This window comes from Amycolatopsis suaedae, from assembly GCF_004214935.1.
Lineage (GTDB): Bacteria > Actinomycetota > Actinomycetes > Mycobacteriales > Pseudonocardiaceae > Amycolatopsis > Amycolatopsis suaedae.
This window is the reverse complement of record NZ_SFCC01000005.1, coordinates 415,121-422,566: the sequence shown is the minus strand read 5'-3', so window position 1 is coordinate 422,566 and position 7,446 is coordinate 415,121. Positions and strand designations below refer to the sequence as shown.

2 protein-coding genes are annotated in these 7,446 nt (G+C 73.5%); one reads left to right on the top strand and one right to left on the bottom strand.

Going from position 1 to position 7,446, the window contains the following annotated elements:
- Nucleotides 1-29 precede the first annotated feature (29 nt).
- Nucleotides 30-5,780, top strand: a complete 5,751-nt coding sequence (locus EWH70_RS12565) for a type I polyketide synthase (protein WP_130475497.1) — start codon at nucleotides 30-32, stop codon at nucleotides 5,778-5,780.
- Between the two features lie 502 nt (nucleotides 5,781-6,282).
- Here the strand turns inward: EWH70_RS12565 and EWH70_RS12560 are convergent.
- Nucleotides 6,283-7,425, bottom strand: coding sequence for a cytochrome P450 (locus EWH70_RS12560; RefSeq protein WP_130475496.1), 1,143 nt, complete (start codon nucleotides 7,423-7,425; stop codon nucleotides 6,283-6,285).
- Nucleotides 7,426-7,446 lie beyond the last annotated feature (21 nt).

The following is a 7,446-nucleotide window of genomic DNA, read 5'->3' as shown; positions in this document are numbered from 1 at the left end:
CCCGGCGGGAGGCAAGGAAGGGCACCGAGATGGCGGAGGACCGCAAGCTCGTCGACTACCTCAAGTGGGTCACCGCGGATCTCCACGAGACCCGCAGGCGGCTCGCCGAGGTGGAGGCCGGCAGGCAGGAGCCGGTGGCGATCGTGGGCATGGCCTGCCGGTTCCCCGGCGGTGTGCGCAGCCCGGAGGACCTGTGGGAGCTGGTGGCGGACGGCCGGGACGCGATCTCGGCGTTCCCGGCCGACCGCGGCTGGGACCTGGAGACCCTCAGCGGCGACGGCCGCGGGCACAGCGTCACCCTCGAAGGCGGTTTCCTGGACGATGCCGCAGACTTCGACGCCGGGTTCTTCGGCATCTCCCCGGCCGAGGCACTGGCCATGGACCCGCAGCAGCGGCTGTTCCTGGAGACCTCCTGGGAGGCGGTCGAGCGGGCGGGGATCGACCCGGCGTCGTTGCGTGGCGGCCGGACCGGGGTGTTCGCGGGCACCGACGGGCAGGACTACGGCAACCTGATCCTGATGTCCGACGAGGACACCGACGGCCACGCCGGAACCGGTCTCGCCGCCAGCGTGCTCGCCGGGCGGGTGGCCTACACCCTCGGACTCGAAGGGCCCGCGCTGACCGTCGACACCGCGTGCTCGTCGTCGCTGGTGGCGATGCACCTGGCCGCGCACGCGCTGCGTGCCGGCGAGTGCTCGCTCGCGCTGGCCGGTGCGGTGACCGTGATGTCGACGACGTTGCGGTTCGCCGGCTTCACCCGCCAGGGCGCGCTCGCCGCCGACGGCAGGTCCAAGGCGTTCTCCGACGACGCCGACGGCACCGGCTGGTCGGAGGGTGTGGGTGTGCTGGTGCTGGAGCGGTTGTCGGATGCCGAGCGCAACGGGCACCGGGTGCTGGCGGTGCTGCGGGGTTCGGCGGTGAACTCCGATGGTGCGTCCAACGGGCTGACCGCGCCGAACGGCCCGTCGCAGCAGCGGGTGATCCGGTCGGCGCTGGCCGCGGCCGGACTGTCCACGGCGGACGTCGACGTGGTGGAGGCACACGGCACCGGAACGTCGCTGGGTGACCCGATCGAGGCACAGGCCCTGCTGGCGACCTACGGCCAGGACCGGGAGTTCCCGCTGCTGCTGGGCTCGGTGAAGTCGAACCTGGGCCACACGCAGGCCGCCGCCGGGGCGGTCGGGGTGATCAAGATGGTGCAGGCGATGCGGCACGGCGAGGTCCCGAAGACCCTGCACGTGAGCAGCCCGTCGTCGCATGTGGACTGGTCGGCGGGTGCGGTCGAGCTGGCGACGGAGAATGTCCCGTGGCCCGCTGTGGACCGCCCGCGCCGGGCCGGTGTGTCCTCCTTCGGGATCAGTGGCACGAACGCCCACGTGGTGCTGGAGCAGGGGCCGGACGAGCAGCGTGGGGATGCGCCGGGTGGTGGGCTGGTGCCGTGGGTGGTGTCGGCGCGGTCGGAGGCGGCGCTGGGTGAGCAGATCGCTCGCCTGGCCGAGGTGGACGCGTCGCCGGTGGATGTGGGGTTTTCGCTGGTGACGGGGCGGTCGGTGTTCGAGCACCGCGCCGTGCTGTTGGCTGGTGATTCGACGGTCGAGGTGGCGCGGGGTGTTGCCGGGGCCGGGCGTACCGCGTTTGTGTTCTCGGGTCAGGGTTCGCAGCGGCTGGGGATGGGCCGGGAGCTGTATGAGCGGTTTCCGGTGTTCGCGGAGGCGTTCGACGCGGTGGTGGCCGAGCTGGGCGTGCCGGTGTCGGGTGAGGATGTGGCGGACACCGGGTGGGTGCAGCCCGCGTTGTTCGCGCTTGAGGTGGCGTTGTTCCGCCTCGTGGAGTCGTGGGGTGTGCGGCCTGATGTCCTGGTCGGCCACTCCATCGGGGAGCTGGCCGCAGCGCATGTCGCGGGTGTGTTGTCGCTGGCCGATGCGTGCTCCGTGGTGCGGGCCCGGGCGTCGCTGATGCGGGCCCTGCCGGAGGGCGGGGCCATGGTGGCGGTCCGGGCGTCCGAGGCCGAGGTACGGCCATGGCTCACCGACAGCGTGTCGATCGCCGCGGTCAACGGCCCGGACGCCGTGGTGCTGTCCGGGGCCGAGGCCGCCGTCAAGGAGGTGGCCGGGCGGTTCGACCGGACCAGGACACTGGCGACCAGTCACGCGTTCCACTCGCCGCTGATGGAGCCGATGCTGGCCGGGTTCGCCCGGGCGATCGACGGGATCACCGTGGGTGAACCGGAAATCGCCGTGGAATCCACTGTGGACACCGAAGAGGTGTTCGGATCGCCGGGCTACTGGGTACGGCAGGTCCGCCAGCCGGTGCGGTTCGCCGACGCGGTCGCACGGTCCGGCGCCACCCGGTTCCTGGAACTGGGACCGGACGCCACGCTCTGCGCCGCGGTACAGGAGATCGACGCGAGCGCCGTCGCGGTGCCGCTGCTGGTCCGCGACCAGCCGGAGGAACCCGCCGCGCTACGCGCGCTGGCGACGCTGCACGTCGCCGGTGTCCCGGTGGACTGGACCCCGTTCTTCCCCGGCGCGTCCCTGACCGACCTGCCGACGTATCCGTTCCAGCGAGCCCGCTACTGGCCCCGGCCCGCCAACCGCGGCGACGCCGCCGGTCTCGGCCTCGACCCGGCGCGGCACCCGCTGCTCGGCGCGGCACTCACCCTGGCCGACGGCGGGGGAGCGGTGCTGACCGGCCGGCTGTCGCTGGACACCCACCCGTGGCTGGCCGACCACACGGTCGGCGGCGCGGTCCTGTTCCCCGGCACGGGATTCGTCGAACTCGCCCTGCACGCCGCCGACCAGGTCGGCCGCTACCAGCTGGCGGACCTGACCTTCCCCGCGCCACTGCCACTGGCCGACGGTGAACGCGTCGTGATCCAGGTGCGGGTCGGCGCGGCCGACGACTCCGATCACCGCGACGTCGGCATCTACTCCCGGCCCGCCGACACGCTGGACGGCGACTGGCTCCAGCACGCCACCGGCGTCCTGGCACCCGCCGAACCCGCCGCGCCGGCCACCGAGGAATGGCCCCCTGCCGGCGCGGAGGAGGTGGACCTCGACGGCTTCTACGACCGGCTCGCCGAGACCGGGCCCGTCTACGGCCCGGCGTTCCAGGTCCTGCGTGCCGCGTGGCGGCGGGGCGAGGAGTACTTCGCCGAGGTCGCACTTGCCGAACCGGACCGGGCGGCGGGCACCGGATACGGGATCCACCCCGCACTGCTGGACGCCGCGGTCCAGGCGGGAGCGTTCATCGACGCCGAGACCGGCCGCGGCCTGCTGCCGTTCAGCTGGCGCGGGGTGAACCTGCACGCGAGCGGCGCGACGACGCTGCGGGTGCGCTGGAGCGGCGGACCCGACGGGATCACCCTGTCCGCCACCGACCCGCTCGGCAACCCGGTGATCACGGTCGGCACGCTCGTGCTGCGTGCCGTGTCCAGCGGTGGCGGCGCCCGCCGGAACTCGCTGTTCCAGCTCGACTGGGTGCCCGCGCCGGCGGCCGAGCCCGTCCCGCGGCACGGCTGGGCCGAGCTCGGCGCCGGGTCACTCGACGACCTGCTCGCCGGGGACGTGCTCCCGCCCGTCGTGCTCGTGTCCGTGGACGACGGCCCCGCGCTGGCGGCGACCAGCCGGGTCCTGGAACTGCTGCGCCGGTGGCTGGCCGACGAACGCCACGGGGACTCCACGCTGGTGTTCGTCACCCGCGGCGACCTGGCGGGGGCGGCCGTTGGCGGACTGGTGCGGTCGGCGCAGGCCGAGCATCCCGGCCGGTTCCTGCTCGTCGACCTCGCCCCGGGGCAGGAGCTTCCCGAGGCGTTCCCCGAGGGGGAACCGCACCTGCTCGTGCGGGACGGCACGGTCCACGTCCCCCGGCTCGCCCCACTGTCCACACCGGACGAACCCGCCCCGGCGTGGGACCCCGGCGGCACGGTGCTGATCACCGGCGGCACCGGTGGGCTGGGTGGCCTGCTGGCCCGGCACCTGCTGGAGCGGGGCCAGCGGCGGGTCGTGCTGGCCGGACGCCGCGGGCCGGCCGCCGAGAGCGCGGGCGAACTGCTGGAACTGGGCGCGGAGGTGGTGGCCTGCGACGTGGCCGACCGGGACGCCGTGCACGCGCTGGTGGCCGGCATCGACGACCTGACCGCGGTGGTCCACGCGGCCGGCGTCCTGGACGACGGCGTGGTGGAGTCGCTCACGCCGGACCGGCTGGCGGGGGTGTTCGCGCCGAAGGCGGACGCGGCCTGGTACCTGCACGAGGCGACCGCCGGGCGGGACCTGGCGGGGTTCGTGCTGTACTCGTCGGTCGCGGGGGTGCTGGGCGGCCAGGGGCAGGGCAACTACGCGGCCGCCAACTCCTACCTGGACGCGCTCGCCGCCCACCGGCGGAGCCTGGGACTGCCCGCGGTGTCCATTGCCTGGGGCCCGTGGGCCGACCTGGGCATGACCGGCGGAACCCGGCCCATCGCCGGCCTGACACCGATCGGCGCCGCCCAGGGGATGGCCATGTTCGACACGGCCGTCGCGGCGGGGCAGCCGCGGGTGGTCGCGCTGCGGTTGTCCGTCGGCCTGCGGGCCAGGACCGAGGTCCCGCCGCTGTTCCACGGTCTGCTGCCACCCGGCCGCCGGGCCGCGGCAGGCGACACCGAGACCGCCGCGGCCACCCTGCTCGACCGGCTGCGTGGCCAGGACGCCGCCGAACGCGACCGCGTCCTGAGCCGCCTGGTCACCGAGTACACGGCCGCGGTCCTCGGTCACTCCGACGCCGCCGCGGTCGACCCGGAACGCGAGTTCCTGGAGATGGGCTTCGACTCGCTGCTGTCGGTGCAGCTGCGTAACAAGCTGTCCGAGACCGTCGGGCTGCGCCTGCCCACGACCGCGATCTTCGACCACCAGACGCCGGCCCGGCTCGCCAGGTGGCTGCGGGACCAGCTCGCCGGAAAGCTCGGCGACCCGGCTGGCGACGGCGGCGACACCATCAGCCGGATGTTCGTCGACGGCTTGCGCGACGGCAAACCCACCGAGGCGCTCGCCATGCTCAAGGCCGTCGCCGCGCTCCGGCCGACCTTCGAGAACCCGGCGGAGCTGGCCGAACTGCCCGCCGCGGTGACCCTGGCCGACGGTGCCGCGAGCCCGCAGCTCATCTGTATCAGCTCCCCGGTCGTGGTCGGCGGGGCGCACCAGTACGTCAGGCTCGCCGAGCGGTTCCAGGGCAGCCGGAAGGTCGTCGCGCTTCCGCTGCCGGGCTTCGTCACCGGCGAGCGTCTGCCCGCCACGGCAGACGCCGCCACCCGGGTCATGGCCGAGAGCATCCTGGAAGCCAGTGACGGCGAACCGTTCGTCCTGCTGGGACAGTCGACAGCCGGTGTGATCGCGATCGCGGCGGCGGGAATGCTGGAGCACCACTGGGGCGTCCGCCCGGAGGGCATCGCCCTGCTGGACACCCTCAGCCTGCGGCACTCGGCCACCGACGGCACCGACTACGTGGCGATGTTCCAGGACGTGATGACGGAGTTCAGGGACCACCACATGGTCGTCGACAGTGCCCGGCTGCTGGCCATGGCGCTGTGGCTCAACCGGCTGCCCGACATGCCCAGCTACCCCACCACCGCGCCGAAGATCCTGTTGCGCTGCGGCGGTTCCGCCGAGCCCACGCCGGAGCAGCGGGAACTGCTCGCCGAGGGCGACCTGGTCCGGGCGGCCGAGGGCGACCACTTCTCGGTGACCCAGGAGTTCGCCGGGCAGACCGCCGCGCAGCTCGAGGACTGGCTGCGCGGCGGCCGCTGATGCCGTTGCTGGGGGCGCTGGTTGGGTCCGGCCAGGGTGGTGAAGGCCCCCTTCATGACGTCTGACGTGGTGAAGGTGGCCTTCACGTGCTTGGGACGGGACAACTAGCGCGAACGGGCCGCGGGCATGAGGACAGGGCCGGGTCTCGCGATCTGGTCCCGGCGCGCCGGACAGTGGGACCAGGCGGGTCGGAACGTGCAACTCGCGGGTCCGGAACGGGCAACTCGCGCCCCAGAACGTACGACTCGCGCCCCAGAACGTACGACTCGCGCCCCAGAACGTACGACTCGCGCGTCAGAACGTACGACTCGCGCGAACGGGCCGTTCACGCGGGCGGCGGGCACCAGGTGAGAACCCGGTCCACATGGTGAGTTCTGCGCTCACGCACGCGAGTTCTGCATTCCGGACCGCGAGTTCTACGTTCCGGCCCGCGAGTTCTGCGCTCGGGACCACCCACCCCGCGACCCGGGGCCTTCACGGCGAACGGCGGCGACCGGACGGGCTACCAGGTCACGTCGAAGCGCTCGGGCAGGCCGCCGGACAGCGGGACGCTGCGCGGCACCAGCTCGCCGGCCGGGCGCAGGCCCGGCAGGCGGGCGAGCAACACCTCGAACACGGTCCGCAGGATCAGCCGGGCCAGCGGCGCGCCGAGGCAGGTCCACACGCCGTGGCTGAACGTCACGTGCCGGTTGGGGGAGCGGGCCGGGTCGAACCGGCCGGGGTCGTCGAAGCCCGCACTGTCCACATTGGCCAGCGTGAGATCCAGCAGCACGAGGTCGTTCTCCGCGATGGTCACCCCGCCGATCTCGATGTCGGCCCGGGCGTAGCGGGGCAGGCTGGCGCTGCCGGACACCCGCAGGATCTCCTCCACCGCCCGGGGCATGGCCTCGGGATCGGCGGCCAGCGCGGCACGCTGCTCGGGGTGCGCGTTGAGCAGCAGGACCCCGTAGTCGATCTGGTTGCGGGTCGCGCCCACGCCGGCGAACTGCAGCACCATCGCCAGCTGGACGACCTGTTCGTCGGTGGCGCCCGCCGCACACAGGCTGGACAGCATCGAGTCGTCCGGGTTCTCGCGCAGGCGCCCGACCAGTTCGGCGAGGTAGCCCGCGAGCCCGGCCAGGTCGCCCTCGCCGGCCTTGGCCATCAGCGTGACGCAGCGGGACCGGTCGGGCTCCGGCACGCCCAGCAGCTCGCACAGTGCCCGCAGGATCACCGGCGTGGAGAAGCCGGTACGCAGGTCCGCGGGTTGCCCGGCGGCCTCCAGCCGGTCCAGCTGGTCGTCGACGATCTGCCGCAGCGCGGGGCGCAGCGCCAGCATCCGCCTGGCCGAGAAGTAGGGCTTGAGCGTCGAGCGCAGCACCGAGTGCAGCATGTCGGCGGTCTGGTGGTCGGCCGCGGTCACCTGGTCATAGGTCGGCTCCCCGGCGTAGCAGGCCCGCTCGTCCGGGGCCGGATGCGAACGGCCGAGGCGGCTGTCGCCGAGCAGCTCGCGTACCTCGGCATAGCCGGACACCAGCCACGCCTCGTCACCGGCCGGGGTACGGATCCGGCGCACCGGTTCCTCCCTCGGCGGCACGTGGGGGCACATGCGCTGGTCGAATGACAGGTCGGACGTCATCAGCACCCGGTCCGCGGTCGACGTCATCGGGTTCCTCCTCCGGTGAAC